Below are 25,756 nucleotides of genomic sequence, written 5' to 3' on the forward strand. Positions count from 1 at the left end.
GCGCGCGCGGTTCACTGCCTCGCTCACTCCGCCTCGCCGTACGCCGCCAGGAACCGGTCCCGCACGGCGTCCATCCGCCACACCGGCGCGCCCGGCCCGGGCAGGATGCCGGGCTGCCAGCCCCAGCCGTCGATCCGCGCGATGGCGGCGGGATCCTGTGCCAGCACCGTGATCGGTACGTCGTGCCCCGGGTCGCTCCCGCTCACGTACGAGTGCGGCTGGTGGTCCCCGACGATGACGACCACCCGCCTCGGGTCGGGGTAGGTGACCAGGAACGAGATCAGCGTGCGCCAGGTGTACCGCACGGCCGCGGCGTAGTCGGCCTGCGCCGTGTCCGGGTGCTGCCGGCCGTCGACACCGGCAGGCTCCCGCGCCGGCATGCCGTCGTACACCGACCCGTCGCCGACGTCGGCCCACGGGACCTGCTCCGGCACCGGCGCCCACGGGTGGTGGCTCGAGATCAGGTCGATCTCGGCGAACACCGGCCTCCGCTCCCCGGGCCTCAGCTCGGTACGGCGGAGGTGGTCGAGCGTGTACTGGTCGGGCATCGGCGCGTACCCGAACCGCGGCCCGCGGTAGCCGACGTCGCGGGAGTCGTAGAGCTCGTCGAAGCCGTAGTACGCCGCGCCCTCGGGCCAGTCGCGGGTGTTGGCCGGCACCGAGAACACGGTGCGCCAGCCGGCGGCGCCGAACGCGCCGGTCAGGCTGAGCCGGTCGCTGTCCAGCAGCTGGCCGTAGCGCCGCTCGCTGTCGGTCCACACCCCGGCCTGCAGGGTCGCGTGCGCCAGCCAGCTGCCCGCGCCGAAGGTCGGCGAGGTCAAGAACGCGCTGCGGGCGTCGTAGCCGGCGGCGGCCAGCTCCCGGTCGCCCTGCTCCAGCAGATCGACGACCGACGGCGCGAACCAGCTCTCCGCCAGCGCCGCCCGGCCGTAGCTCTCGAACCACACGAGCAGCACGTCCCTGCCCCGCAGCCCCCGCAGCAGCCGGTCGCCAGGGGTCGCGGCGAACGCGTCGGAGGCGAGCTCGCGGGCGAAGACGGCCGTGTCGCGGCGGTCGGCACGGACCTGGTCGACGGTGTCGACGACCAGCCCGGCGGACCCGGCGGCGGCGACGTGGTCGACCGGGGAGCCGGAGGCGGCGCAGACCACCCACACCGTGCCGAGCGCAGCCACCGAGCGCCAGGTCCGGCGCGGGTGCGCGGCCGAGGCCCGGGCGACCCGGCCGACGGACCAGGTCAGGACGACGGCCAGTACCGCGACCAGCGCCAGCATGCCCGCGAGCGTGAGCGTCGCGAGCAGCCCGCCCCGGGTGTCGCGGACCACCTCGTACCCCTTGGGCAGGTAGGACCAGTCGCCGAGCACGTGGAACGAGCGGCCGAGGTAGACGTCGAAGCCCAGCCCCAGCCCGCGCAGCGCGGCGAGCGCGGTGACCAGGAGCCCGAGTGCCACGACGAGCACATGTCGGCCCCAGGGCGGCAGCACGACCGCGAGCGCCGCCAGCACCAGGCCCTCGACCGGGATCCGGGTGAAATCGGCCGGTCCGATGCCGTCGGCGACGTGGGGCGGCGCGAGCGCGAGCCAGACGGCGAGGGCGGCGGTCGCGGTGACCAGTCCCGCCGGTGGCGGGGTGACGGGCTCGGTGTCGTGGCGGTGCCGCCACTGCCAGACCACGTCGTGCCCGAAGGACTCCACGAGCAGGAGCAGGGCCGCGCCGACGGCCACCCGGGACACGGGATCGGGCAGCAGCGTGGACGCCGCCACCGTCAGCACGACGCCCTGGACCGCGGCGACCACCTTGGCCCAGTACCGCGGCGGGGTCGGTCGCCGCAGCCACGGCAGCACCCACCCGGCGAGGACGTAGGCGTAGCGCATCGCGCCGATCGCGAGCACCCACCAGCCGAGCCGCGGGGCCACGTGCACGCTGAGCACGGCGATCAGGAAGGCGTCGGTCTCCATGTCGAAACGCGCCCCGAACGCGCTCGTCGTACCGGTCCGGCGGGCGACATACCCGTCGACGGCGTCGAGCAGCAGGGCCACGGCGCTGACGGTCACCAGGACGGCTGTGAGTCTGCCGGACAACGGGTCCGCGAGACCGCGGAGGGTGAGCGCGGCGACGCCGACGGCGAGCACCGCGCGCGCCGCCGTCACCCGGTTCGCCGGGCCGAACTGAACCCGATCCATCGCAGCTCCGTGTCCTCCGGTGGTACCCACGGGTACGACGAGCGCTGGAGGTCGGTTCAACGAGAGGAGTCCCGCGGTGGCGTGGGCGTACTGGATCACCGGGCCGGGCCACGGCGAGATCCGGCCGGTGTCCGTTCCCGAGCCTGCGGCGGACGAGGTCCTGGTCCGGACGCTGCGCTCGGGCATCAGCCGCGGCACCGAGTCGCTGGTCCACGCCGGCCGGGTGCCGCCCAGCCAGTACGCCGCCATGCGGGCCCCCTTCCAGGAGGGCGACCTCCCCGGGCCCGTGAAGTACGGCTACCTCAGCGTCGGGCTCGTCGAGCGCGGCCCGGACGAGCTCGTGGGACGCACCGTCTTCTGCCTGCACCCCCACCAGACGGCGTACGTCGTGCCGGCCGGCGCGGTGGTCCCGGTGCCGGAGGGGGTGCCGGTGGCGCGGGCGGTGCTGGCCGGCACGGTGGAGACCGCCGTCAACGCGCTGTGGGACGCGCCGCCGCTGCTCGGCGACCACGTCACCGTGGTCGGGGCGGGCCTGGTCGGCTGCTGCGTCGCGCGGCTGGCGGTCGGCGTCCCAGGTGTGCGGGTGACCCTCGTCGACACCGACCCGGGCCGCGCCGCCGTGGCGGCCGCGCTGGGCGCCGGCTTCGCGGGACCGGACGCCGATCCGGGCCACAGCGACCTGGTCGTGCACACCAGTGCCACCGGGGCGGGCCTGCGCCGGGCGCTCGGTCTGGCCGGTCCGGAGGGCACCGTCCTCGACCTGTCCTGGTACGGCGACCGGCCGGTGAGCCTGCCGCTGGGCGAGGCCTTCCACTCCTCCCGGCTCACCCTGCGCAGCAGCCAGGTCGGTGCGGTCGCGCCCGCCCGGCGCGACGTGCGCAGCCACCGCGACCGGCTCGCGCTCGCGCTCGACCTGCTCCGCGACCCCGTCTTCGACGTGCTGCTCACCGGCTGCTCGCCGTTCGGTGAGCTGCCCGCGGTGCTGGCGCGGATCGCCGCCGGGGAGCTGCCGGGACTGTGCCACTCGATCGACTACCAGGAGCCGTGATGTTCAAGGTGACCGTCCGCGACCACATCATGATCGCCCACAGCCTGCGGGGGGAGGTGTTCGGACCGGCGCAGCGCCTGCACGGCGCCACCTATGTCGTCGACGCGACCTTCGCCGGACCGGAGCTCGACGCCGACGGGATCCTCGTCGACATCGGCCGGGCCGCCGAGGCGGTGTGCGAGGTGCTCGGCCGGCTGCACTACCGCAACCTCGACGAGGAGGACGCCGTCGCGGACCTCGCCGGGCTGAACAGCTCGACCGAGGTGCTCGCCCGCTGGATCGCCGACCGGCTGGCCGAGCGCGCCCGGGCCGGAGACCTGGGCGCGGGCGGCCGGGCGCTCACCGGGCTCGAGGTGACCCTGCACGAGTCGCACATCGCGCAGGCCGCCTACGAGCGCGCGCTGTGACGGTCCATCTCCTCGTGCCCGAGGCCGTCGACGACCCGCGGCGCGCCAGCGGGGGCAACGTCTACGACCGCCGGCTGGCCACCGGACTGGTCGCGCTGGGCCGCCCGGTGCGCGAGCACCGGATCGGCGCCGTCGGCCTCGACGGCGTACTCGCTGACCTGCCTGACGGGGCCGTGGTGCTGATCGACGGGTTGGTCGCGTCGAGCACCGACGTCCTGGTCGCGGCGAGCTGCCGGCTCCGGGTGGCGGTCCTGCTGCACATGCCGGGCTCCGGGCCGGCGGAGCCCGCGGTGCTGGGGGCCGTCGCCGCCGTCGTGACGACGAGCGGATGGGCGCGCCGGTGGGTGCTCGACCGGCTTCCCGTCGCGCCCGAGCGCGTGCACGTGGCGGTGCCGGGCGTCGACCCCGGCCCGCCCGTCGCCGGGTCGGCCACCGGGACCGCCCTGCTCTGCGTCGGGCCCGTCACCCCCGCCAAGGGGTACGACGACCTGCTCGCCGCCCTCGCCGAGGTCCGCGACCTCGCCTGGACCTGCCGGTGCGTGGGGACGCTCGACCTGGCGCCGCCCTACGCGGCGCGGCTGCGTGACCGCGCGCGCCGGTGCCGGCTCGCCGACCGGATCGACTTCGCCGGCCCGCTGTCGCCGGCCGGTCTCGACGAGCTCCGCTCGGTGAGCGACCTGGTCCTGGCGCCCTCGCACCGCGAGTCGTACGGCATGGCGCTCGCGGAGGGCCTGGCCCGCGGCCTGCCGGCGATCGCGACCGACGTCGGCGGCCATCCCGAGGCGCTGGGGAGGGCCGGCGACGGCACCCTGCCGGGCGCCCTGGTACCGGTCGGCGACCCGGCCGCGCTCGGGCAGGCCCTCCGCGGCTGGCTGGGCGACCCCGCCCTGCGTCAGCGGTGGCGACGGTCCGCCGCGGACCGCGGGGCGCGGCTCGGCACCTGGGAGCGGACCGCCGCCGAGGTGGCCGGCGTGCTGAACCGGATCGCCCCGCACGCCGTACGCAGGGACGAGGAGTAGGGGAGGGGAGGTCGCCATCGACGGGACCACGGACCAGGCCGCACGCTGGGCGTGCCTCCGGTTGCTCGCCGCCGCGGCGATCCTCGCGGTCCTCGCGGTCCGGCTGGGCGCCGCGCCCTTCGTCGACGGGCTGCGCCACACCGACCCCCGCGGGCTCGTGGTCGCGCTGGCGGTCACGGCGGCGACGACCCTCTGCTGTGCGCGTCGGTGGAGCCTGATCGCCCACGGGCTCGGCGTCGGCATCCGGTTCGGGGCGGCGTACCGGACCTGCTATCGCGCCCAGCTCCTCAACGCCACCCTGCCCGGCGGCGTCCTGGGCGACCTGCACCGCGGCTACCGGCACGGCCGGGACTCCGCGGCCCTGGGCCTCGGCCTGCGGTCGGTGGCCTGGGACCGGGGGAGCGGTCAGGTCGTGCAGGCCGCGCTCGCGGTGGCCGCCGTACCCCTGCTGCCCGGCGCGCTCCGAGGCTGGGCCGTCGGTGCGCTCGCCGCGGTGCTGACGCTCGCCGTGATCGTCGGGGTGGGGGCCCGGCGCGAGGCGGCAGCCGCCCTCGGCGGTGTGTGGGCGCGGGTGCTGCTGCTCTCGGCGCTCGCGGCCGGCGCCCACGCGGTCGTGTTCCTGCTCGCCGCCCGCATCGTCGGCGTGGACCTGCCCACCCCCCGGCTGCTGGCGCTGGCGCTCCTGGTCCTGCTGGCCTCGGCGCTCCCGGTCGGCGTCGCCGGCTGGGGACCGCGGGAGGGTGCCGCCGCCTGGGCGTTCGCCGCCGCCGGGCCCGGCGCGGCCACCGGCGTGGAGGTCGCCGTCGTCTACGGCGTGATGTCGCTCGTCGCGACGCTGCCGGGCATCCTGGTGCTGCGCACCTCGCGGGCGTCGTCCGTCCCGGCGGTCCCGGCGGGGAAGGGAGGCCCGACATGGGCGAGCGGCCCTACGTCCTGCTGAGCTGCAGCGTCTCGCTCGACGGCTATCTCGACAGCGCCGGCGAGGAGCGGCTGCTGTTGTCGAACGACGCGGACTTCGACCGGGTCGACGAGGTGCGGGCGAGCTGCGACGCGATCCTGGTGGGCGCGGCGACGGTCCGCAACGACGATCCGCGACTGCAGGTCCGCTCCGTCGAGCGCCGTCGGCGCCGGGTCGCGGCGGGCCTGCCGGTCGGCCCGATCAAGGTCACGCTGACCTCGCGGGGCGACCTCAGCCCCCGGGCGCGCTTCTTCACCCTCGGCGACGGCGACAAGCTCGTCTACTGCCCCGACCCGACGGGGCCCGGGCTCGAGAGCCGGATCGGTGGGCTGGCCCAGGTGGTCGCGCTCGGCCCGGACGTGCGGATGGACGCGCTCGCCGCCGACCTCGGCGCGCGGGGCGTGCGCCGGCTGATGGTCGAGGGTGGCGGGTCGGTGCACACCCAGTTCCTCACCGCCGGGGTCGCCGACGAGCTGCAGCTGGTCGTCGCGCCCTTCTTCGTCGGGGACTCCCGGGCCCGGCGGTTCGTCGGCGACGGCGGGTTCCCGTGGTGCGCCGAGCGGCGTGCGGAGCTCGTCGAGAGCCGGGCGATCGGCGACGTGGCGCTGCTGCGCTACGCGCTGTCGGACCGCTTCGAGAGCTGAGCGTCCGCCGGGGCGTCGGCCGGGGCGTCAGCCGGGGAGTCAGCCGGGGCGGCGGCGTGCAGCAGCCCCTCCAGGGCGGTGACGAGGCGGGCTCGGCCGTAACGGTCCGGTTGGTCGAGGGTGAGCCGGGCGAAGTGCTCGGCGGTGATCAGCACCAGGTGGGCGAGGACGTCGACGTCGACGTCGGGGCCACCGCGTCGGGCGAGGCCGGCCCGCAGGGCATCGGCGACATAGCCCCGGATCAGCTCCCGGGTCGACTCGATCCGGTCGCGGACGACGGCCGGCGCGTTCCGGGTCAGCCCCAGGACCGGGCGCCACACCTCCGGCTCGCGCTGGACGACGTCGATCAGCCCGCCGGCCGCCTGCAGGATCCACTGGTCGACCTCGCTCTCGAGGCTGCTGGCCGGCATCAGGCGCAGGGCGGAGGCCAGGGCCCGGCGCTGGGTGCGGTCGAGGAGCGCCTGCAGGAGCGGCTCGAGGCCGTCGTACGCGTGATAGACGACGGGGCGGGTCACCCCGGCCTCCCGGGCGATCGCCTCGACGGAGACCTTCTCGTAGCCGTCGCGGACGAGGACCCGCAGCGCCGCGTCGAGGAGGTGCTCGCGCCGCTGCTCGACGGGGAGACGCTGGGCGTACCGGCGCTTCCGCGGGGGCGTACGGGTGTCCTCCGTCACCTTCCGCACGATATTGCAGTGCTGTAAATTTCGGCGAACCTACAGGCCTGTAGCAAATGACGGGCCAGCGACAGACGAGGGGAGTCCCGGATGCTCGGTCTCAAGACGAGGAAGCAGCTGGCGGCACAGTTCGAGCCGATGGCGGACTACGGGTTCTTCGGGCCCGACTCGGTCACCTGGAAGGTGTGGGCCCACCCCACGTCGTACGTCCTCGGCTTCGCCCGGGCGGTCACGATCGAGCACTTCGACCCGAACCTCGCCGCCGCGGTCGTCCAGTCCGGGGGCGTGAAGTACCGGCCCAACACGCGCTACGGCCGCACGCTGCGCTACTTCGGGATGGTGATGTTCGCCGGCGCCGAGCAGACCGCCCGTGCTGCCGACGTCCTGGTCAAGGTGCACTCCAAGGCGGTCGGGCACGACCCCGTCACCGGGGGCGAGTACGACGCCAACGACGGCGACTCCCAGCTCTGGATCCACGTGACCGCCTGGCACTCGATCCTGTACTGCTACGAGAGGTTCGGCCCCGGCCGGCTCAGCGAGGCCGAGGAGGACCGCTTCTGGGCCGAGTGCCGCGAAGCGGCCAAGCTGCAGACGATCGACCCCGAGAAGGTCCCGGCGAACCGCGCGGAGGTGCGCGCCTTCTTCGCCGAGTGGCGCCCGCGGCTGGCGGCCTCCGAGGCGGCCCAGGACATGATCCACTTCATCCTGCCGCTCGCCGTCGCCCTGCCGCCGACCCTGCCGGGCTGGCGTCGCGCGCTGCTCAGGCCGTCGATCTGGGTGATGAGCAAGGGCGTCGTCTCGACGTACCCCCAGCACCTGCGGGAGATGGCGAACCTGCGCCAGGGGCCGATCACCGACGCCCTCGTGCTGTGGCCGAACCGGCTGCTGCACCAGCTCTTCGCGCGCTCGATGAACGCCCGGCTGGCCCTGTTCGGCCTGCTGGCGCCCGCGGCCGTCGAGATCGCCGCTCCGGCGATCCTGGGCATCCCGCCGCTGAGCGACCGGGTCTGGGGAGTGCGCGAGGCGCAGGAGCACTTCGGCTTCGCGGTCCCGGGCGAGGCCCACCCCGACGTGCGCGCCAAGCAGCGCGACCGCGTCTTCCGCCAGGGCGAGAAGCCGTCCGACGAGGGACTCGAGGAGTCGCAGCGGCACATCGGCTCGATGGATCCGTACCACCCGGGGGTGCCCGCCTGATCGGCGCGGCCGTGGCTCACATTCGTGCAGCCACGGACCCTGCTCCTTTCTGAGCCGCAAGATCTCTTGTCGACGGTGGGGTGTCGGCGTTTCGATGTGCGCGCACCACCCCTTCCATCGAAAGGTTCTTGCATGTTGTCTTCTCGGGTCCACAAGATCTCCGCCGGAGTCGCGTGCCTCGTCGCTGCCTTCACGGCTGCGGCGGTGTCGACCTCCGCCGGTGCCACCAGCACCGCGGACGTGCCGACGTTCCGTGAGTTCGAGTCCGCGACGTACGTCGATGTCGACGGTGCCTACGTCGTCAACGGCGACGAGGCCATCAGCACCAGGGCCGAGCTCCGCAGGTTCTACGACCGCATGGTCGGCGCCAGGACCAAGGACAACGGCCTGGTCGTCAACACGGTGAGCGGCCGCGACGACAAGTGGAGTGCCGCCCAGGCCGTCAACCTGACCTACTGCGTCAGCACCCGGTTCGGCAGCCGCCACGCGGACATCGTGGCCGCGATGAGCGCCGGCGCCGGGCTCTGGGAGGCGGCCACGTCGCGGATCGACTTCGTCTACGTCCCCGCGCAGGACGCGAGCTGCAACGTCCGCAACGGCAACGTGCTGTTCTCGGTCGAGCCGGTCAGCACCTCGCAGTACATCGCGCGGGCGTTCTTCCCCAGCACCGCCAAGCGGCAGCGCAACGTCCTCGTCGACGACTCGATCTGGAGCTCCGGCACCTGGGAGCCCGGTGACATCCTCGGGCACGAGCTCGGTCACGCCCTCGGCTTCCGCCACGAGCACACCCGCCCGGAGGCGGGGACCTGCTTCGAGGACAACAACTGGCGGCCGCTGACGCCGTACGACGCGTCGTCGATCATGCACTACCCGCAGTGCAACGGAAGCTCGGCCGACCTGGAGTTCCAGGCGTCCGACGCGGCGGGAGCCCGGGCCCTCTACGGCTCCTGACCGGCACGGCGGCGTGGACGGGGCTCTCGCTCGGGGGACGCCCCGCCCACGTCGCCGACCATGCCGCCGACCATGCCGCCGACCATGCCGCCGTCGCGGCGATGTGAGCGGCCGGGCCGCGCGGCCATAGAATCGCCCCCCGTGGCACTCACCATCGGCATCGTCGGTCTCCCCAACGCAGGCAAGTCGACGCTCTTCAACGCGCTGACCAAGAACGACGTCCTCGCGGCGAACTACCCGTTCGCCACCATCGAGCCCAATGTGGGCGTGGTAGGCGTGCCTGACCCGCGGCTCGGCAAGCTCGCCGAGATCTTCGGGTCCGAGCGGCAGCTGCCCGCGACTGTCGAGTTCGTCGACATCGCCGGCATCGTTCGCGGGGCCTCGCAGGGCGAGGGCCTGGGCAACAAGTTCCTCGCCCACATCCGCGAGTCGGCGGCCATCTGCCAGGTGACCCGGGTCTTCCGCGACGAGGACGTCACCCACGTCGACGGCGAGGTCAACCCCGGCAACGACATCTCCACCATCCAGACCGAGCTGATCCTCGCGGACCTCGAGACGGTGGAGAAGGCCGTCGTCCGGCTGGAGAAGGAGGCGCGCAAGGTCAAGGAGCTCGCCGCCAACCTGGAGGCTGCTCGCGAGGCGAAGGAAGCGCTCGAGGCGGGTACGCCGATCATCGCCACCTCCATCGACCGCGCCCTGCTGCGTGAGCTCTCGCTGCTGACCGCCAAGCCGTTCATCTACGTCTTCAACTGCGACGCCGACGAGCTCTCCGACGAGCCCCTCAAGGCGTCGATGCGCGAGCTCGTCGCCCCCGCCGAGGCGATCTTCCTCGACGCGAAGTTCGAGTCCGAGCTGATCGAGCTCGACGACGAGGAGGCCGCCGAGTTCCTCGCCGAGGCCGGTGTCACCGAGCCCGGTCTGGAGGTGCTGGCCCGGGTCGGCTTCGACACCCTCGGCCTGCAGACCTACCTCACCGCGGGCCCCAAGGAGTCGCGCGCCTGGACCATCGCCAAGGGCGCCACCGCCCCCGAGGCCGCCGGCGTCATCCACACCGACTTCCAGAAGGGCTTCATCAAGGCCGAAGTGGTGTCCTTCGACGACCTCGTCGCCGCCGGGTCGATGACCAAGGCCAAGGAGGCCGGCAAGGTCCGGATGGAGGGCAAGGACTACGTCATGGCTGACGGTGACGTGGTCGAGTTCCGACACGGAGCAACAACTTCTAGTAAGAAGTAGCCGGTGACCCCCTGGCTCCGTGGCTCAGACCGAGCAACGGAGCGCAGGAGGCTCACCACCCATGAACATCGCACTCAACGAGGTCGCTGCGCAAGCGGTGACCCGCCGTGAGACAGGGCCGACGCCCGTCTGCAGCTGGTGCCCGACCCACGACAGCACCGCGGGAGCGCCGCGAGTGCTGGTCGTCTGGAAGCACGACGTGTGCCGCGGTCAGTGCTGGTGCGGCGGCGCCGGCCACTACACGTGGTCGTGTCAGGACCACATCGAGCGTGAGGTCTCCGACCTGACGGCGCTCGGTCTGGTGCCGGTTCTCACCATGACGACGATCGGTGCTGACCGGTGACCCGCCGGGAGAGTCAGCGCACGCCGCTGCCGCCCGTGTGGGTTCGCGCGATCGACGGCTGGCGGGAGCACCTGCACCGCAAGGAGCTCGCGGAGAGCACCGTTGCCGGCTACCTCCTGCATGTCGAGTGGCTCGCCGTCGCGGTCGGACTCGGAGTAGGTGTCGGCACGCCGTGGTCCGTCACGTCCCTCCACATCGGTGAGTGGGTCGGTGCGCAGTCTTGGTCTGAGGTGACGCGGCGCAAGGTGCTGGTCTCCCTCCGTGCCTTCTACGCCTGGGCTGTCGGCGCCGGTCACCTCGAATGGGCGCCGACGGCAGGCGTGCCCCGGTCTCAGCCACGGCGCCCGGGACCCACGCCGAAGAGGGCCGCGGTTGGCTGGTGGCCGTCGATCGAGCAGCACCTGACGTCGTGCCGCGCCCGCGCCATGCGACCCGGGAGCGTCGAGGTGCGCCGGCACTACCTGACGATGCTGGCCGAGGTGTCCGCCGATCCGTGGCGGGTCACAACGACGCAGCTGGAGGCTTGGCTCGCCAATCCAGAGTGGGGCCCCGCAACCAAGAAGTCCGCCCGGACCCAGGTCCGGGAGTTCTACCGCTGGTCGGTCCGCGAAGGTCTGATCGACGCATCGCCAGCCGACCCGATCGAGCCGGTGCGCGTACCTCGCGGCCTGCCGCGGCCGGCGAACGACGCGACCGTGCGGGAGGCACTGGCCGGCGCAGACGAGCGGATCCGCCTCATGCTGCTCCTGGGTGCGCACGCGGGACTGAGGGTGAGCGAGATTGCCGGACTCGTCTGGTCGAACGTGACCACGACGCGCCTCATCGTGACGGGCAAGGGCGGACACACGAGGCTGGTGCCGATCGCCGCCGGCAGCACGCTCTCCACGGCGCTCGCAGCCGCACGCCGCCGGCAGGAGCGCGGCGAGCACGCGAGGTGGTCTGAGAGCGACGCGTCGTACGACGTGGGCACGTGGGTGTTCCCGTCCTCGCAGGGAGGGCACCTGACCGGGCCACATGTCGGCAAGCTCATGCGTGGGGCCCTGCCCGGCGACGTGACCGCGCACCAGTTGCGACACCGGTTCGCCACGCGCGCGTACGGCGCCACGCGAGACCTGCGAGCAGTGCAAGAGCTGCTGGGACACGCGATGCCCGAGACGACGGCGCGCTACGCGGCGGTTGCCGACGGCGCGCTCCTCGCCGCGGTCGTCGGGGCGGGGGAGTGAGCGCCGTGCTGACGACCAACCGCCTGGGGTGGCTGGAGCTGCCTTCGGATGTCGAGTGCCCCACCTGGTGCAGGTTGCCACACGGCCACTCGTACGAGGACGCGCAGCTCGGTGACGGACCTGCTCGTGATCACGAGGTGGCCGTGCAGGTTGGCGCCTTCCACGTGTCCCTATCGCAGCGGGAGTCCGCGGAGGGTGCTGTAGGCCCGGTCGTGCTGCACCCGCCGCAGCTCGTACTCATCGGCCGCGGCCGGACCGCACTCGAGGTCGACGCCAACGCCCACGAGATGCGGGCGCTCGCGCGCCTACTCCTTCGCCTGGCCGACGACGTCCTGCCGAAGGTCACGCCTGCGTGACGGAATGCGCCGTGCCAGCATGAACAGGGAGCACCCGTCGTGCTGGCACGGCCCCGTCCATGTGACCCGCCCGGGCGCTGCTCGCGTCTCTGTGACGTGGCCGTTGGCGCACGTCCCTCGTGTCTGGCACCCGCGTGGCTGTGGTCGATTGTCAGTCGGCATGCGGTGAACGCTCGCGGGAGCACGCGCTCAACGGGAAGGTGACAATCGGCGTGTCGGGGAGTTACCCCTCATGAATCGACGCGTCAGCGAGCGCCCGCTGCACCGTGGACCGCGAGATGTCGGCGACGTCGACTGCCCATCGTTCAGTGCGTCCGTACCAGTCGAGCCCCTGCGTGATCAGCCGGTTGCGTCGGCGGAGCTCGTCGACCAGCTGTTGCCTCAGCTCCTTGACGCGCAGCTGGCTGTCGATCAGCTCAAGCTCCAGATCGGCGAGCTTGTCCATCTGGTCTTCGCTCAGGTCATCGTCGGCCATGACGGGCAGTATCGGCCGTCTGCCCGCCGCGTCCGGGCATCCATTCGGCGCGTCACGTGCGCCTGGTTGCCCAGAGGTGCAGGAATGTCGAGCTCGTGTGGCCAGAGCGGGTCCTTGCCCTCCGAGCGCTGGTCGAGGACGTGGCCTGGGGCTGCTGCTCGCTGCACCGTGGACCGCGGGCCGGCAATGCGCGGGGGACCGGCCGCCCGTTGACGGATGCTCGTGCCAGCTCGTTGCTCGCCCTGGTCCTCGTAGCTGCCCTCCTCGCAGAGGTGTGGCCGCCGAGTCCTTCGTTTATGAGCCTGCGGACTACTCCTCGTCGGCGCCAGGTATGACGAGCTCGCCGACGTGATGACTCGAGTCGGTCGAGCACTGGTAACTGTTGAGGACGATGTCGCGCTGTGCGGTGCGACGGATCTCCTTGACGAAGTCGACGGGCGCGCCGCAGGTCGCACACTGGAAGCCGCTGGTCTGACTCTTTCGCTCCACGTTCATGGTCCCGGACCGTATCGCGCGCCGAAGCATGCTGAAGACGGCCGGCCACGGGCTGGGCGCCAATGGCGCTATCGCCGAGAGAACACCACGATCCTGCGATCGTCGGGCAGGTACCTCCACAGGACCCCACTTGGGTGACCCTGCTCTACCTCTCGGTCCAGGATCTCCTGGGCAGCTGCCATGTACTTGCTCACGTCCTCCAGCTCGAGATCGTCCGCGACGATCAAGAGCCGATACTCCTCGGGTCGACTCGGAAACGCGTTCGGGTCGACGACGAGCAGCGCGCGAGTGTTCGAGATGGTTGGGCCCAGCACAGAAGGCAGCGCCCACAGGTCCGGGCGCTCGGCCGCAGCGCAGGAGGTGAGACGGGTGCGGTCGCTGATGCTTCGGATGGCCTGTCGAGCTAGGTAGTCGTCGTGTGCGGACATGGATCCAGCATCGCAGCAGCCCAGGCGGATCGTCCCTGTCTCCGAGGCGGACGCGCGGGAGGAGCCACCGGGGATGGTTCCTGGCCGAGCATTTTGCGGCTGCTCATACGCCGTCCGCCCGCTGCTCGTCCCCGACAGTGCAGAACCGGGCCGGGCGACGCAAGAACGCCGACGCCCGGTTCCCGAGGTTCTCCGGGCGGTCCACCGGGGACCAGGGCGACGACGACGCGGGTGAAGGCCGACTTCTACGCCGTCGGCGATCAGGAGGTTCCTGGTGCTCCCACGCCCGGAGCGTTGAGCGGCTCGGGCCTAGATGGCCGCTCCTCGACGGTTTACCCGGCGGGCTGCCAGGTCGATGACTGGCGCGGACTCCGCTACCGGCTCCCACGCCATCCACGAGGTGATGAAGATCGTGTCGAGCAAAGCGGCTTCCGAGGCAGCGCTCTCGAACCCGTCGCCCATCCGATCGCGAGCGCTGCGGGCGAACCAGATCGCGCGCTCGTTCACGACCTCGACCGGCTCACGCTTGTTCATGCCACGTGACGAGATCTGCTTGTACAGGCTGCGTGCCTGGTCGGAGTCGATCCGATGAAGTTGCTGAAGCCGGATCACCATCGCCTTGATCGCGACGCCCCACCGTCCCTTCATCTTCGTCAGCGTCGAGAGAGTTGCGCGGCCACCGAGTTCGTCGAGGTGCGCGAGGAAGGCATCGCCTGGAAGCAGGAAGGCGCCAGCGAAGCGGTGCGCCTGCTTCTCGATCGCCTTTGCTTCCTCGGTGGTGTCGGGTGCCGGATGCGAGGCGTGAAGCGTCAGGTGGGCAAGCTCATGGGCAAGCGTGAACCGCTGTCGATCACCCGGCACGCCGTCGTTGCCGGAAGGCCTGGCGACTCGAAGCACGGGGATGCCGTCGACGTACATCGACATCCCGAGGTGCTTCCCGAGCTCGGACTCCAGCGGTAGGACCACGCAGCCGAGTCGCTCGGCTGCGCGAGTGACGTTCGGGATCGGAGTGTCGATGTCGATGCTCGCGGCCTCGCGGACCGTCGCGGCGAAATCGTCGATTGCCTCTTCGTCGTTGAGGTCACCGCGGAAGATCGGCAGTGAGTCCGGAACGAGTCGCAGCCCGAGACCCTTGAACGCCTCGATGGCGAGCAAGGTGTCCGCGATGTGCTGGTCGACGACCTTCTTCGGCGCGTCAGCGTACGCGCGCAGCCATGGACGGGTGAACAGCACGTCCGGGAGCGGCCGCGCGAGAAGTTGGGGCGCGCAGTGCAGCACCCGGGCGAGGTTCTCGATGACGCCAGCGTCAACGTCGTGCTGCCCCGCTTCGAGCCGAGTCAACGCGCTGGCGCTGACGTCCACCATGGTGGCGAGCTCGGTGCGGGAGTAGCCGGCGGCGGTGCGCATGCGCTGCAGGCGCTCGCCGTTGACGCTGATCGTGGTCGCGGTGCTCATGCTCCGGTCCCACCGGCCGCGAAGCCGGTGTCGTCGTCGCGGTCGGAGTCGAAGCCGGGCAGGTCGTCCTCGTCGTCCGGGATGAACCGGTCGCCGTCGGGCGAGAAGCCCGCCAGGCCCAGAAGGGTCACGTCGGCCAGTACGAGCTTGAAGATCACGTCGCCAGTCACGCGTACGGCGCGGGCCGCGAAGATGTCGTCGACGATGCCGCCGTCGTCGGTGGTGTAGCCGAAGATCCACCGCTCGTGGCGCCAAAGGGACTCGATCTCGGCGTCGGTGATGTCGAGGATGGCGGGGGAGTCGACGATGACGTCGAAGGTCTCGGTCTCGGTCTCCTCGTCGACGACCTTGGTGGCCTTGCGGACCCGGAACCGCCGGTCGGCGTCGTCCACCAGCAACTGGAGGTCGCAGCCGCCGCCAGACACCGGGATTACGCCGATGCCGAACCGGCCCGCGGTCTCCTCAATCGTGTCGAGCACGAGGTTGCGAGATAGGGCAGACTGAGGGCCACGACTGCGCCGGAAGGCGGGGTCGAGGCTGGTGGCCTTGTCGATGTTGTGTCCGCGGTCGCTGAACACCTCGCGGATCTCGTCGGCGAGACGGTGCATTGCCTCCATAGCCCTAGTGTGACATTGGCGTGAAAAATATTCAAGCCAAAGTCACACTGCGATTTCGGTGGGTCGAACCCAGGCCCGGTGGCACGGCGCGGCGGTCCTCCTGAAGGCAACGTAGCCGGTTCGCGGAACCGCGTCCTACGCCACCCGGCCGAGTGATCGAGCGGCTTGGAGTCGAGCGCCCGGAAGTGCCGTACTCGGCTCATGCCGAACCGCTCGAGGTTCGCGGGGTCTAATGCGGTGGCGTGCCGCCAGCCACGGTGCTCGTGCCGAGGCTTGTCGTGCCAGCTCGTGGCCGGGGCTGCTCGGGCTTGCCCTGGTCCTCGTCGCGGTCCTCCTCTCGGGGTACTCGCCGGGTCCGCCATCGTCAGCAGCTCGTCGACGGTCTCCATGCTCCTGGCAGAGTTCGTGAGCGTTCGGCCGGCTGATCCTGGCTGTCCGTTCGCGGCCCGGAGATGCCCCCGGTGGCGGTAGTCGAGCTCTGGCCGGGTTGCGCGTGGTCCGTCGCGGTGGTCGTGGCGTGGTCGAGTTTGCGCGGGCTGCTCGGGGCGGGCTGATCGTCGCCGTGGTCGAGCTCGCGTCGGGACGATGCCTAGTCAGCCGTGCCCAGATCGATACGGACCGCGCTGACGTACACCTCGATGCTGTCCCTCAAATCACTGGTCATCGTCTTCATCCCCGCGAGAATCTTCTTCCGCTCTTCAAGATCACCGTCACGGTCGCCGTCGAAGATCGAGGTCAGCCGAACGAACTCGAGATACAACGCTGCGATGACCGACTGCGCGTCCGCCGCCACCTGCTTCGACTTCTCCGATCCGATGATTTCGACCCGAGCGCCGGCGTTGTCCAAGGCGTCCCGCTCGTCTTCGCTGAGCAGTTCATCGGTGAAGTCCTCCGGATTGCCGGTGTAACTTCCTGTGGTCTCCGAGAAGTTCAGAAGCCGCCACGTGACCATCCATCTGGCCTTCCGCAGTTCTGCGACAAGTGCTTCGTGGGCTTCCTGTCGCGCTTCGCGCCAGACTTCGGAACGCGCATCGGTCCTGGCCTGGTTGGCTTGCTGCAACTGGAACTCGCGGTCAGCCTCCCGCTCGTCGGCGTCCTCCCTGCGACGTCGGTCCTCCCGCCGAGTGTTCAAGACGTTCTGTATGAAGAGGAACAGGCCCGTGACGATGGCGGCCCATGCGACGTCAGGGACGCTCTTCAAGAAGTCATGCACGTGAGGATCCTTCCAGGTCGCCGCGCCGCTATGCCCTAGATCTAGGGCGACACTCGCCGCCGTGAGTACGCCTCTCCGCCCTGTGGCGAGGCGAGGTTGGCCGCGCCGTTCCCGCCAAGGGACGTGCCCGAGAACCGTGGAGACTGCACGCTCTCCGACGTCGCCCGTCGCCGAAGTCGAGCAAGTGGCTGGGCAGCTCGTCGTCCGTTGCAGTGGCCGAGGTCATCGACCACCACCGCCGCCGTCGCCGGCTGCTCGGCGCCGTCGTGGTCGAACTCGTGGCCGGGCAACGCGTGGGTGAGCGTGTGCCCGTGGCCGGGCAACGCGTGGGTGAGCGTGTGCCCGTGGCCGGGCAACGCGTGGGTGAGCGTGTGCCCGTGACCGGGCTGTTCGGCCCCGGTCGGCGTGGTCGTCCCCGGCTGCTCGTCGCCTGGTGGCCGAGTGGCCGCGCTACTTGTCGTCGGTCGCAGTGGCCGAGGTCGTCGAGACCGCAGCGACGATGGGCCTAGCGATGTAGGAGGCGATTGGTCGCCTCGATGGGGCTACTGGTCGTGCAGGAGGTCGAGTAGCTCCCCAGCCGTGTCGGTCAGGTTCCAGTCGTAGTCGACCTCGATCGTGTCGTACTCGCGGCCGTCCTGCGACGCATCGGAGACCGAGCCGATCGGCACACGCTCGACCAATCCAAGCTGCTCGAGACGACTCAGGATCGGTCGCGCGATCGCTGGACCGATCCCGAGCGTGTCCGCGAGAAACCTCACCGGTCGAGCACCCAACTCGTGCCGCTCCTCGCGGGAGGCGCGGCTCATCGCAACGATCGCGCGCAGGTCCAGCACCTCGAGCTCAGTGGCCAGGCGCAGCAGGATGACCGACTCATCGACCTTGGCCGTGTCGTCGACGAGCGCGCCCGATGCCACGGCCCCGCCGAGGAGTTTGATCTTCAAGTCCGAGGTCGACGAGACCGCTGCGTCGACAGCCACGCGGAACATTTCTTCCAGCCGCTCGTCCTCCCTCACCGCGTTGAGGAGGTCGCCCATCGCGACCCTGCGCTCGATCGCCTCCTGCAGCTTGTCGGCCCGGCGCTCCTCGCGTTCGAAGCGCTCCCGCCGCCACTCCGCAACGACGTCTCCGCGCCGCAGGAGACGCAAGATGGCCTGAGAATGCGGGCTCGGCCCCAATCCGTCACTCATGCCGACCGATGGTGGCATGACCCGTCGACGTCCGCCGAGAGTTCAGGGGCATGTCGAGTGGACAGCCCTCTGTGAGCCGACGCCGGCCTACACTCCGTTCTGAGTGGGGCGCGGCCCCGGCGAACAGCTGGGGATACGGCCCCGCTCACTATCGGGAACTCTGCCGAAAAACGCCAGACTCGCGGCGAGGTGGGGCCGCTAGCCTCACCCCTCGTGAGTAACGTCCCCGACCGTCCCTCCAGCATCCGTCGGCTGGGCGCCCTCGCCGCTTCTCATCCGATCATCACGGCGGGCTTCGCCGCGCTCGGCGGCCTCATGCTCGGCTGATGCGAGCAGCTGTGACGTCGACATCGCTGCCGTCGAGGCAGCCGGAACCTGGGTCGGCGCGGTCGGCACGATCCTTGCGGTCCTCGCGGCCGTCGTCACCATCCGCTCAGGAGAGCAGTCGCGTCTCGACGTGCTGGCTGCGCACGCCCGAGACGAGGCGGCGCACGAATCCCGGCTACGAGCCGCCGCCAGGGCGGTCCAGATCAGGGGTTGAATCTGCGAGTACCACCACGACCTGCCGTCGATGCTCTACTTCGGCGTCCAGAACACCGGCTCCATGCCCATCACCTCTGTTCGGCCGGTGTATGACCATCCCTTTCTCGGGAGGCTCGTCGTTGGCGAGTCCGGCGGCGTCCCTTCCGGCGGGAATCACGAGTTCCGCCTCGTCCTCCCCGACCCCACAGACACCCCGGACGACTGCATTGAGACGACGGAGATGACCTTCGAGATCGAGGGCACGAGATGGCGCAGGAAGGGACGCGGCGAAGTCGAGCGCCTTTAGAGACGGCCTGGCCCGATCTCGAGGAGTGCGCATCGCCGGCTGGTCGTCGTTGCGATGGTCGTTCCCCAGCTGCTCGTCCGCCGGCTGCTCGTCGCGGTGGTCGCGGTGGTCGACTTCGTGGCGGGCTGCTCGTGCGTCGGCGCGCGTGGGCGCTGGTCGGAGCTCGCCCGCCGCAGGAGCTTCTTGGCCGGCTGGCTCGTGCCCATGCGCGCCGCGTGGGCGGGACCGCCGCGTGGGTGAGCCGGCGCCCGTCGCCGGCGGCTCGCATCCAGTCAGCCACGCAGCCGATCGTTGCTGCTTGGTCCGGCCAGCCGGTCAGGTTGCGGGCAGACCCACTCGACGCCCTTGGACCTCTTGGTGATGGTGTGCGTGGTCCACGGCTGCTTGCACTGCTCGCATGGGTACTTCTTCACGCGCTGTTCCTCTCATCGGTTGCCTGGAGCGACTGCGCCTCGGCGACGTAGACGCTCGTGAGCGCATCAGTCAGTTGGTCATCGGTTGCGTGGGCATGGTTCCTCTGCGGCAGCTGGGCCACGACCAGCTCCAGTGCCCTCAGGTCTCTCCGCTGGCCGGGGGGAAGGTGTTGGGCCCGGCCGACGACTTCGCAGACGTCCATCCATCCATCGGGGTCGAGGCGTTGGAGATAGGCCTGCAGCCCGGACAGGGAGCGCGCCGGCTTCCGTGTGGGCGCTTCGTTCAGTTCCGTTGGCGCATTGCATTGCTCGCCTCCACCGGCCGTCGTGGTGGAAGTCGCGGCAGTCGTCAGTTGGCGGTTCTCCGCGTCTCCGTCATTCATCTCATCGCCAGCCAGCCATCGTTCGCGGCTCCCACGCGTTACGGAACTGGACGCTGAGTGAGTGGGTGATCTGCAGATGTCTCCCGATACGGAAGGTGACGATGCATGAATGGATGGGTGGCTGGCTGGATCGACGGGAGATTGGTCCTGGGAGGTCGTTCCTCGGGAGGTCGTTCCTCGGGAGGTCGTTCCTTGAGCAGGATCCTGCCCCGGTTCGGAGCCGGATTCTGCCCCGGCTGAGAGCGGAATCCTGCCCCGGTCGGGAGCGGGATTCTGCCCCGGTCGGGAGCGCATTGCTTCCCCGGTCACTGCCGTTGGGTACGCCGCAAGGGAGCGGGATTCTGCCCCGGTTGTGAAGAGCCAGGGAACACGGGTCACAGTCCGCTTTCCGGGCCAGGTCTCCACCTGCAGGAGCTCGTGCCGCACGAGGGCGCTTCGGTGTGCCTTTGCCGTCCGCGTGGACGCTCCAGGGAAGGTCTCTGCGAACTGGCTCAGGCTGTCCCTGGTCCAGCCCGAGCCTCCGCACAGGTCCATCCAGCGGAGCTGCGATCGCAGAAGCTCGGGCGTGATCCGCCGCGCGTTGTTCGCGCGTAGGAGGTCGAGCACATCGGTGGGCAGTTCGACGTACTGCTCAGGCCTGGGTAGCCGGTAGTAGGTCCGCCACTTTCCGTTGACGTACGCCCGGCGCTTGCTGAGCTGACCTGCTCGTTGCAGCCGATCCGTGGCACGGCTGATCGGCATTGGGTCGATGCCCTCGCGGCCGATCCGTTCCATGACCCGCGCACGGCTCGGGTAGGCCTCGCTGGTCGCGTTCGTCCGCCACTTGCGGTAGGACGCGATGACGCACCACACAGCTACGTCGAGCGGTGAGGACGTGCTCCGCAGCAGGGCCCGCGGCACCTGGACGTATGTCTCGTCCGTCCGGGCCGTCACGGTGACTTCCTGTGGTCGCAGGTCGCCGGATCGGGCTCACCCACGGCTCGTGCCGGCGAGGATGAGGGCGAGCCGCTGCCGCTGCTCGGTAGTCAACGGGGGAGCGCTGTCCACCACCTTGCGGATGTGCGCTTCGAGTTGCGCGGTGCGGAGGTCCCGACGCGCGTCGAGCAGCTCGGGGTCGTCGGCCTCCCGGGACCGAGAGAGGGCAGCGATGCGTGCGCGCGCGTTGGTGGCAGCGGTGCCGCCGGAGATAGCGACCATGGGGCGGTGTCCTCACGGAGATGCCCTGCACGTGGGCAGGACAGATCAACCGCCGTACCACGGGCGCCTGTCGCGTCTCGGTCCCCAGACAGGCCGCCTGCCTCTGTTGGGAACGGGCGAGGCTGCCTACCTAGGATCGCTGCTTCGGCAGGTTAGTGCGGAGCGCCAGCACGGAGAGCTCAGCGACTCGGCGTGTCGTGGTCCCTGCTCGTAGTACTTCGAGGACCGGGAGCAGCTTGTCGTCGCGCACCTTCGCGGCCAGCCGGCAGACGGGGCACTCGGCACGCCAGACACGATGTGCCGAAGCGCGATGCTCGGCCGTGACCTGGTCGGGATGCCAACCGCCGGACCCATCAGTGCCTCGCCACCACAGTCGACCGGTGTCGATCGGCAACGATCCGTGCCGGCTGTCGATCCGACTCTCGCCCAGGCGCATCGGCCGCTCGTTCTTCACGCGGTCCTCGCTCCACCAGATCGGCTCTGGTGCGGTGATCTGGCCCGGCTTCTCCGGTCCGATGTGGCCGTGGCTGGGTCGTCCATAGTGGAAGGTGATGAGGTTCCGTTTGCCGTGGTCGTCGTCGCGACCGCGGCAGAAGATCAGCACGGAGAACAGCACCTCGTCGCCCTTCACGAGCTCGCTCCCGTCCGCCAGCCGATCCGCACTGTCTCCGGATCGAAGGTCCTGGTGTAGCGCGTGCCCCGGTCAAGGTGCACTGTTGTCAGCGTCCCGATCACCGCGCGCTGGGCCATGAGTGACGAGCCTAGAAACGCTTCGGCAGGATCGGGTGCCGCGAGCACGGTTGCCAGCGCTTCGTTGGGTGCCAGTTGCGCCAACCTGCCCTCGGCGGTCTTGAGCTCGGCCTTGGCCTTTGCTGTCGCCACGGCGAACCGGGTGCCGTCGATCAGGCCGCCGTCGTAGTCGGCCGCGATCGCGTCGACGCGGTTCTGAGCGGCCGTCACGGCATCCATGGCGTTCGTAGCGTCTTCCGGAGGTGCGGCGAGCAGGTCCGCCATGTCCGGCCGGCGCAGGCGCTCCGCGATGACCGCCAGGACGAGGGAGTCGATCGGCACCATGGACCGCGTGATGCATCCGTCGCGGCATCGGTAGCGCTCGCCCGACCATGCCTGGATTGGGCCCTCGCAGACGCCGCAGGCGTAGAGACCCGAGCCCAGGTGCTTGCGGTCGGTCCCGAGCCGCACGGTCTTGCGGCGGGGATCGGCCAGGCGGGCGTTGACGACGCGGAACACGTCCTCGCTGACGAGAGGCTCCCAACTGCCGAGCTCGCCCGTCTCCGCGCCGCGGTAGACCGCGCGCCCGGCATAGCGGGGATTGCTGAGAATGCCGCGGATCGTAGACGGGTTCCATGGCCGGCCGTTCCGGGCAGAGATGCCCTCCGTCGCGAGCGTCTGGACGATCCCTCGCAGCGACTCGCCACCGTGGAACAGCGCGAAGATCCGCCGCACGACGGCCGCCTCTTCCTTAACGACTTCCCCTGTCGGGAGGTAGCCGGTGAGCCGCACGCCAAGAGGCGGACGCCCGAGAGCCGCGCGCTGCCGGGCCGCCGCAGTCTGGCGTGCCGACTTGCGCTCAACCTCAGCCCGCGCGACCGCAGCCTTGATCCGGGCGAACAGCCGACCGGCATCGGTCGTCAGGTCGGCCTCGCCGTTGGCCGTCACGATCGCCAGTCCCCGTCCCTCGGCCGCGTCGATCCAGTCCTCGAGCTGGCGCGGCTGTCGGGTGAGGCGGTCGAGGTCATAGCAGACGAGAGCGTCGTACAGGCCTGCCTCGAAGTCCCTGACAAGGGCGTCGTACTGCGGGCGTCGCTTCCGGGCATCGGACGCGGTGATCGACTGGTCGACGTACTCCTTGGTGACCCGCCACCCGCGCTCGGTCACGATGCGGTGACACTCCTGGCGCTGCCGCTCGATCGCCAGGCCCTCGCCCGTCTGATCGAGGGAGATTCGCAGGTAGATCGCCGCGCCGCGGCGCTGGCTGCTTGCGCTCATGGGTCAAAGTGATGCACGATGCGAGCATTCGGTGGAGTTCCGCTTCAACGTGTGAGCTCGGTTCCGACTGTCGATTTCCGGCCACGCTGGCCCCGTGGGTGCAATACGGTGCCGCGCATGCGTGTTCACACTTCTTTGACCTGGCTGCTCGCCGCCGCTCTCAGCAGTGCCCTCGTCGGATGCTCCTCAGGTGACGGGGAAGGCTCGCGCGTGATCGGAACCGACGGAGGTTCCGGTGACTCCTCGTCGAAGGAAGATGCCAGCGCCGCTGCGGAGGCCGAGGACTTCGTCGTCACCAGCGGCTTCACGACGGGTGAGGACTCCATCGGCACCCGGTACACGTCCGCCGGCGCTCGACTGACCAATCCCAATAGGGATCTGGCCGCCTACGACGTACAGGTGCTGTTCAACCTCGTCGGCTCCAACGGCGACGTCCTGGACACGACGTCGGAGACCGTCTACTACGTGGCTCCGGGCGAGACCGTGCCAGTTGCTCCTCTCCAGATCGGCTTCGAGGCACCCGAGGTGCCGGCCGAGTTGCAGGTCCAGGTCGTCGGTGAGTTCGTCAAGGACGAAGGACCTCGGGGAGCCTTCGGCGGCGAAGGCGCGATCCTCGATTTCGTCGGTGGGAAGATCAACAAGGGCGAGTACGGCAACGAACTGACCGCCCAGGTCAAGAACCTCACCGAGGTCGTCGTTGAACTCCCAGAGTGGGACTGCATCTACCTGCGGGGCGACAAGATCGTCGGCGGTTCCTCGTCTACGATCACCGACCCCATTCCACCTGGTACCACGGTGCAGTTCGGCGAGTCGCTGAGCCCGGACTCGCTGATGGCCCCGACGGTTGAGTGCCGCGTCGTAGCGGATCTGTAGGCGCGGCTGTCTGTTCAGGCCATGACTCCGACGACGACTGCTGCGATCACCAGGGCGAGGACGACGAGGCTGATCGTCGCGTAGGACCTCTCGGCGAGGCGGGCGAAGTGGCCCGCCATCAGCACCAGCCTGAGCACCGGCAGCAGGACCAGGAGACCGCATCCGCTGCCGAGGAGGACTGTCGCGGTCCCGGCCGCCCCTATCGGGCGGAGGCCGGCTCCGGCGACGAGGAGTGTCGCGGCGAGGGCCGTGCCTACGCGCATCAGAGTGGCGATCCGGCCGGCCAGGGCCTGGTCCGCGGCGGCGGACGCCGCAGCCGCGGTCATGCCGAGACTCCCCAGTGCAGGCCGAACGCGTTCGCCGCCATGGGCACGGCGACGACCAGCAGCACGGTCGTGAACACGGCGCGCAGCCACCGCGCGGCGGTGCGGACGAGGAACCTGGCTCCGAGCACCGATCCGGCGAGTGAGCCGAGGACGACCGGTGCCGACAGGTCGAGGTCGAGTCTGCCGGAGAGCAAGTAGGCGGCCGCCGCGCCGCACGCGGTGACGCCGATCATCAGGTTCGCGGTGGCCGACGAGGCCTTGATGGGCAGTCGCATGGCCGCGTCCATCGCCGGGATCTTGAGGACGCCGCTCCCGATCCCGAGCAGCGCCGAGAGCGATCCGGCGGCGAACATCAGCGCCGCTCCCCAGGGCAGCCGGACCACCTGATAGGTGACCACGCTTCCGTCGTGCTCGGTGAACCCGCCATCCAGACGCCGAGGTCGATGATGCGATGGCGCGGGCCGGGAGTGATCGCTGCGGCCGGCCGCCATCTGCAGCGCGGAGCCGAACAGGACGACCGCGAAGATCCCGTACAGCGCCGAGCGAGGGATCGCGCCGATCAGGGTCACGCCGACCAGCGCCCCGAGGGCGGTCGCCACCTCGAGGACGACAGCCAGGCGCAGGTTCGTCAGGCCCGCCTCGAGGAACTGAGGGGCGCTGGCGCACGAGCAGGCCACGACCGAGACGAGGCTGACCGCCACCGCGTCGGGGAAGGACGCGCCGGCCACCAGGGTCAGCAGCGGCACGACGAAGATGCCTCCGGCCATGCCGAGGGCACCGCCGAGGGCACCGGCCGCGAGCGATCCGGCGAACAGGACCGAGAAGAGCCCGAGGCTCACTGCCCCCGTCCCGGTGTGCGTGCCCGAGGCAGGCGGGTGGTGAAGGTGATCGCGTCGCCGCGATAGTGCAGCACCTCGTAGTCCACGGGCCGCTGTCCGAGGGTGTACGACGTCCGCTCGACGCGGAAGATCGCGCTTCCCTCGGCGACCTCCAGCGCATCGGCGAGGACGGCGTCCGCCGTACTCGCCCGGAGTGCGTAGGCGGCCTCGACCAGTGGCGTGCCGTGGCGGGACTCCAGCAGGGTGAAGATCTGCTCGTTCTCCAGGTCGTCCTGCGCAACGCGCCTGCCGAGATCGACGGGCAGGTAGGTGTCGTCGAAGGACACCGGCCGCCCGACCGCGAGGCGCACGCGCTGGATGCGGGTCGCCATCGCTCCGAGCGGCAACTCCAGCGCCGTACGCGCCTCCGGGGGCGCGACGACCTCGTCGATGCTGACCACGCGTGCCCGCGCGGGCAGGCCGTGCGCGTCCATGTCCTCGACGAAGCCGGTCAGGGCGGTGAGGGGCTGCCTGAAGCTGGGGGAGGTCACGAAGGTCCCCCGTCCGCGCCGGGTGACGACGAGGTCGCGCGCGGCGAGGTTCTGGATCGCCCGGCGCACCGTGATCCGGCTGACGCCGAACTCGGCGATCAGCTCGTCTTCGGTGGGGAGCCGATCGCCTGGATGGAGACTCACGCCGAGTCGCGCGACGAGGGACCGTTCGACCTGCGCGTAGAGAGGGGCGTCCTTGCTCACCGCTCCATTACATCATGTTGTTATAACAAATCGCGTCTTCGTGGTCCGGCCGCGG

Annotated in this window: 30 protein-coding genes; 14 read left to right on the forward strand and 16 right to left on the reverse strand. The window is 70.6% G+C overall.

The features are described 5' to 3' along the window. Window positions 1-23 precede the first annotated feature (23 nt). Entirely contained in the window at window positions 24-2,180 is a 2,157-nt protein-coding gene (locus QJ852_06370; GenBank protein WGX98061.1) for a CDP-alcohol phosphatidyltransferase family protein, read from the reverse strand. A 76-nt stretch (window positions 2,181-2,256) separates the two neighbouring features. On the opposite strand from QJ852_06370, the gene QJ852_06375 reads away from it, so the two are divergent. The 5 genes from QJ852_06375 (at window position 2,257) to QJ852_06395 (ending at window position 6,256) form a co-directional block, all read left to right on the forward strand. After that, window positions 2,257-3,228: a zinc-binding alcohol dehydrogenase gene (locus tag QJ852_06375; GenBank protein ID WGX98062.1), complete on the forward strand. Its 972-nt coding sequence runs from the start codon at window positions 2,257-2,259 to the stop codon at window positions 3,226-3,228. Then, window positions 3,228-3,635: a 6-carboxytetrahydropterin synthase gene (locus QJ852_06380; GenBank protein ID WGX98063.1), complete on the forward strand. Its 408-nt coding sequence runs from the start codon at window positions 3,228-3,230 to the stop codon at window positions 3,633-3,635. The genes QJ852_06375 and QJ852_06380 overlap by 1 nt, the downstream gene beginning before the upstream one ends. After that, complete coding sequence (locus QJ852_06385) at window positions 3,632-4,654, forward strand: glycosyltransferase family 4 protein (GenBank protein WGX98064.1); 1,023 nt, start codon at window positions 3,632-3,634, stop codon at window positions 4,652-4,654. The genes QJ852_06380 and QJ852_06385 overlap by 4 nt, the downstream gene beginning before the upstream one ends. A 61-nt stretch (window positions 4,655-4,715) precedes the next feature. Then, window positions 4,716-5,594, forward strand: a complete 879-nt coding sequence (locus tag QJ852_06390) for a lysylphosphatidylglycerol synthase domain-containing protein (protein ID WGX98065.1) — start codon at window positions 4,716-4,718, stop codon at window positions 5,592-5,594. Next, on the forward strand, window positions 5,567-6,256 hold the full coding sequence (locus tag QJ852_06395) for a dihydrofolate reductase family protein (GenBank protein WGX98066.1): 690 nt from the start codon (window positions 5,567-5,569) through the stop codon (window positions 6,254-6,256). The genes QJ852_06390 and QJ852_06395 overlap by 28 nt, the downstream gene beginning before the upstream one ends. On the opposite strand, the gene QJ852_06400 is transcribed toward QJ852_06395, so the two are convergent. Beyond that, window positions 6,226-6,930 (reverse strand): helix-turn-helix domain-containing protein, encoded by a 705-nt coding sequence (locus QJ852_06400; GenBank protein ID WGX98067.1) that lies wholly within the window; start codon window positions 6,928-6,930, stop codon window positions 6,226-6,228. The genes QJ852_06395 and QJ852_06400 overlap by 31 nt on opposite strands. Before the next feature lie 90 nt (window positions 6,931-7,020). Between QJ852_06400 and QJ852_06405 the strand changes: the two genes are divergently transcribed. From QJ852_06405 to QJ852_06430, 6 genes are all read left to right on the forward strand, one after another. Continuing rightward, complete coding sequence (locus tag QJ852_06405) at window positions 7,021-8,124, forward strand: oxygenase MpaB family protein (protein WGX98068.1); 1,104 nt, start codon at window positions 7,021-7,023, stop codon at window positions 8,122-8,124. Between the two features lie 132 nt (window positions 8,125-8,256). Further along, the gene (locus QJ852_06410) at window positions 8,257-9,075 is read left to right on the forward strand and encodes a M57 family metalloprotease (GenBank protein WGX98069.1); all 819 of its coding nucleotides are present in this window, start codon (window positions 8,257-8,259) and stop codon (window positions 9,073-9,075) included. 141 nt (window positions 9,076-9,216) lie between these two features. Beyond that, entirely contained in the window at window positions 9,217-10,308 is a 1,092-nt protein-coding gene (gene ychF, locus QJ852_06415) for a redox-regulated ATPase YchF (protein WGX98070.1), read from the forward strand. 61 nt (window positions 10,309-10,369) lie between these two features. Then, window positions 10,370-10,651: a hypothetical protein gene (locus tag QJ852_06420; GenBank protein ID WGX98071.1), complete on the forward strand. Its 282-nt coding sequence runs from the start codon at window positions 10,370-10,372 to the stop codon at window positions 10,649-10,651. Then, on the forward strand, window positions 10,648-11,874 hold the full coding sequence (locus QJ852_06425; protein ID WGX98072.1) for a tyrosine-type recombinase/integrase: 1,227 nt from the start codon (window positions 10,648-10,650) through the stop codon (window positions 11,872-11,874). The genes QJ852_06420 and QJ852_06425 overlap by 4 nt, the downstream gene beginning before the upstream one ends. 137 nt (window positions 11,875-12,011) lie before the next feature. Beyond that, complete coding sequence (locus tag QJ852_06430) at window positions 12,012-12,230, forward strand: hypothetical protein (protein WGX98073.1); 219 nt, start codon at window positions 12,012-12,014, stop codon at window positions 12,228-12,230. 223 nt (window positions 12,231-12,453) lie between these two features. Here QJ852_06430 and QJ852_06435 read toward each other — a convergent pair whose 3' ends face one another. From QJ852_06435 to QJ852_06465, 7 genes are all read right to left on the reverse strand, one after another. After that, window positions 12,454-12,705, reverse strand: a complete 252-nt coding sequence (locus tag QJ852_06435) for a hypothetical protein (GenBank protein WGX98074.1) — start codon at window positions 12,703-12,705, stop codon at window positions 12,454-12,456. Between the two features lie 309 nt (window positions 12,706-13,014). Then, a complete protein-coding gene (locus QJ852_06440) occupies window positions 13,015-13,200 on the reverse strand; it encodes a hypothetical protein (GenBank protein ID WGX98075.1) in 186 nt (61 codons plus the stop codon). A gap of 68 nt (window positions 13,201-13,268) precedes the next feature. After that, window positions 13,269-13,628 carry a hypothetical protein gene (locus QJ852_06445; protein WGX98076.1) on the reverse strand — a complete coding sequence of 120 codons (360 nt, stop codon included), beginning with the start codon at window positions 13,626-13,628 and terminating at the stop codon, window positions 13,269-13,271. A 309-nt stretch (window positions 13,629-13,937) separates the two neighbouring features. Next, a complete protein-coding gene (locus tag QJ852_06450; protein WGX98077.1) occupies window positions 13,938-15,083 on the reverse strand; it encodes an XRE family transcriptional regulator in 1,146 nt (381 codons plus the stop codon). Continuing rightward, on the reverse strand, window positions 15,080-15,700 hold the full coding sequence (locus QJ852_06455) for a hypothetical protein (protein WGX98078.1): 621 nt from the start codon (window positions 15,698-15,700) through the stop codon (window positions 15,080-15,082). Before QJ852_06455 ends, QJ852_06450 begins: the two co-directional genes overlap by 4 nt. A 589-nt stretch (window positions 15,701-16,289) precedes the next feature. Continuing rightward, window positions 16,290-16,913: a hypothetical protein gene (locus tag QJ852_06460; protein ID WGX98079.1), complete on the reverse strand. Its 624-nt coding sequence runs from the start codon at window positions 16,911-16,913 to the stop codon at window positions 16,290-16,292. A 542-nt stretch (window positions 16,914-17,455) separates the two neighbouring features. Then, the gene (locus tag QJ852_06465; protein WGX98080.1) at window positions 17,456-18,100 is read right to left on the reverse strand and encodes a hypothetical protein; all 645 of its coding nucleotides are present in this window, start codon (window positions 18,098-18,100) and stop codon (window positions 17,456-17,458) included. Window positions 18,101-18,671: 571 nt separating this feature from the next. On the opposite strand from QJ852_06465, the gene QJ852_06470 reads away from it, so the two are divergent. After that, a complete protein-coding gene (locus tag QJ852_06470) occupies window positions 18,672-18,929 on the forward strand; it encodes a hypothetical protein (protein ID WGX98081.1) in 258 nt (85 codons plus the stop codon). Window positions 18,930-18,983: 54 nt separating this feature from the next. Further along, on the forward strand, window positions 18,984-19,169 hold the full coding sequence (locus QJ852_06475; GenBank protein ID WGX98082.1) for a hypothetical protein: 186 nt from the start codon (window positions 18,984-18,986) through the stop codon (window positions 19,167-19,169). Window positions 19,170-19,338: 169 nt separating this feature from the next. On the opposite strand, the gene QJ852_06480 is transcribed toward QJ852_06475, so the two are convergent. The 4 genes from QJ852_06480 to QJ852_06495 all read right to left on the reverse strand — a co-directional run bounded on the left by QJ852_06480 (window position 19,339) and on the right by QJ852_06495 (window position 22,929). Beyond that, window positions 19,339-19,725: a hypothetical protein gene (locus tag QJ852_06480; GenBank protein WGX98083.1), complete on the reverse strand. Its 387-nt coding sequence runs from the start codon at window positions 19,723-19,725 to the stop codon at window positions 19,339-19,341. 969 nt (window positions 19,726-20,694) lie between these two features. Next, a complete protein-coding gene (locus tag QJ852_06485) occupies window positions 20,695-20,922 on the reverse strand; it encodes a hypothetical protein (protein ID WGX98084.1) in 228 nt (75 codons plus the stop codon). Between the two features lie 130 nt (window positions 20,923-21,052). After that, entirely contained in the window at window positions 21,053-21,553 is a 501-nt protein-coding gene (locus QJ852_06490; GenBank protein WGX98085.1) for a hypothetical protein, read from the reverse strand. After that, window positions 21,550-22,929, reverse strand: coding sequence for a recombinase family protein (locus QJ852_06495; GenBank protein WGX98086.1), 1,380 nt, complete (start codon window positions 22,927-22,929; stop codon window positions 21,550-21,552). Before QJ852_06495 ends, QJ852_06490 begins: the two co-directional genes overlap by 4 nt. Before the next feature lie 117 nt (window positions 22,930-23,046). Between QJ852_06495 and QJ852_06500 the strand changes: the two genes are divergently transcribed. After that, complete coding sequence (locus QJ852_06500) at window positions 23,047-23,802, forward strand: hypothetical protein (protein WGX98087.1); 756 nt, start codon at window positions 23,047-23,049, stop codon at window positions 23,800-23,802. 14 nt (window positions 23,803-23,816) lie between these two features. Here the strand turns inward: QJ852_06500 and QJ852_06505 are convergent, their stop codons facing one another. From QJ852_06505 to QJ852_06515, 3 genes are read right to left on the reverse strand one after another with little or no spacing between them, the layout of a single operon-like run. Continuing rightward, window positions 23,817-24,128, reverse strand: coding sequence for a hypothetical protein (locus QJ852_06505; protein ID WGX98088.1), 312 nt, complete (start codon window positions 24,126-24,128; stop codon window positions 23,817-23,819). Beyond that, window positions 24,125-24,967, reverse strand: coding sequence for a sulfite exporter TauE/SafE family protein (locus QJ852_06510; GenBank protein ID WGX98089.1), 843 nt, complete (start codon window positions 24,965-24,967; stop codon window positions 24,125-24,127). Before QJ852_06510 ends, QJ852_06505 begins: the two co-directional genes overlap by 4 nt. After that, window positions 24,964-25,701 carry a GntR family transcriptional regulator gene (locus tag QJ852_06515; protein ID WGX98090.1) on the reverse strand — a complete coding sequence of 246 codons (738 nt, stop codon included), beginning with the start codon at window positions 25,699-25,701 and terminating at the stop codon, window positions 24,964-24,966. Before QJ852_06515 ends, QJ852_06510 begins: the two co-directional genes overlap by 4 nt. Between the last annotated feature and the right edge of the window lie 55 nt (window positions 25,702-25,756).

Source organism: Nocardioides sp. L-11A, assembly GCA_029961745.1.
Taxonomy (GTDB): Bacteria; Actinomycetota; Actinomycetes; order Propionibacteriales; family Nocardioidaceae; genus Nocardioides.